This is a genomic window from Methylobacterium sp. NPDC080182 (genome assembly GCF_050281105.1).
In the GTDB taxonomy this organism is placed as follows: domain Bacteria; phylum Pseudomonadota; class Alphaproteobacteria; order Rhizobiales; family Beijerinckiaceae; genus Methylobacterium.
In genome coordinates, this window is record NZ_JBNNWO010000064.1 from 1 (window position 1) to 1,191 (window position 1,191).

Consider the following 1,191-nt stretch of genomic DNA (forward strand, 5'->3'; position numbering starts at 1 on the left):
TCAGTCGTTGATGGCGGCGACGACGCCGGCGCCGACGGTGCGGCCGCCCTCGCGGATGGCGAAGCGCAGCTTCTCCTCCATGGCCACCGGCACGATCAGCGCCACGTCCATGGTCACGTTGTCGCCCGGCATCACCATCTCGGTGCCCTCCGGCAGCGTGCAGATCCCGGTCACGTCCGTGGTCCGGAAGTAGAACTGCGGCCGGTAGTTGGTGAAGAACGGCGTGTGGCGGCCGCCCTCCTCCTTGGTCAGGATGTACGCCTCGGCCTTGAACTTCGAGTGCGGCTTCACCGAACCCGGCTTGCACACGACCTGGCCGCGCTCCACGTCCTCGCGCTTCGTGCCGCGCAGCAGCACGCCGACGTTGTCGCCCGCCTGCCCCTGGTCGAGCAGCTTGCGGAACATCTCCACGCCCGTCACCGTCGTCTTGGTGGTCGCCCGGATGCCGACGATCTCGACTTCCTCGCCCACCTTCACGATGCCGCGCTCGACGCGACCCGTCACCACCGTGCCGCGGCCCGAGATCGAGAACACGTCCTCGATCGGCATCAGGAACGGCATGTCGATCGGACGCTCCGGCTGCGGGATATAGGCGTCCACCGTCGCCATCAGCGCCAGGACCGCCTCCTTGCCGATCTTCGGCTCCTTGTCCTCCAGCGCCATCAGCGCCGAGCCCTTGGTGATCGGGATGTCGTCGCCGGGGAAGTCGTACTTCGACAGCAGCTCGCGCACCTCCAGCTCGACCAGCTCCAGGAGCTCCTCGTCGTCGACCATGTCGACCTTGTTGAGGAACACCACCAGCGCCGGGACGCCGACCTGGCGGGCCAGCAGGATGTGCTCGCGGGTCTGCGGCATCGGGCCGTCGGCCGCCGACACCACCAGGATCGCGCCGTCCATCTGCGCCGCGCCCGTGATCATGTTCTTCACGTAGTCGGCGTGGCCGGGGCAGTCCACGTGCGCGTAGTGACGGTTCTGCGTCTCGTACTCCACGTGCGCCGTCGAGATCGTGATCCCGCGCGCCTTCTCCTCAGGCGCCTTGTCGATCTGGTCGTAGGCCGTGAACGTCGCCCCGCCCGTCTCGGCCAGGACCTTCGTGATCGCCGCCGTCAGAGACGTCTTGCCGTGATCGACGTGGCCGATCGTGCCAATGTTGCAGTGCGGCTTGGTGCGGGAGAACTTTTCCTTGCCCAT

1 protein-coding gene is annotated in these 1,191 nt (G+C 67.3%); it reads right to left on the reverse strand.

The annotated features are described in order from the left end of the window. Positions 1 to 1,191, reverse strand: a complete 1,191-nt coding sequence (gene tuf, locus ACQKQD_RS34130; RefSeq protein WP_012319185.1) for an elongation factor Tu — start codon at positions 1,189 to 1,191, stop codon at positions 1 to 3.

Excerpts from the sequence above, each read along its gene's own strand:
- tuf (WP_012319185.1), bottom strand. The coding sequence starts at position 1,191 with ATGGGCAAGGAAAAGTTCTCCCGCACCAAGCCGCACTGCAACATTGGC.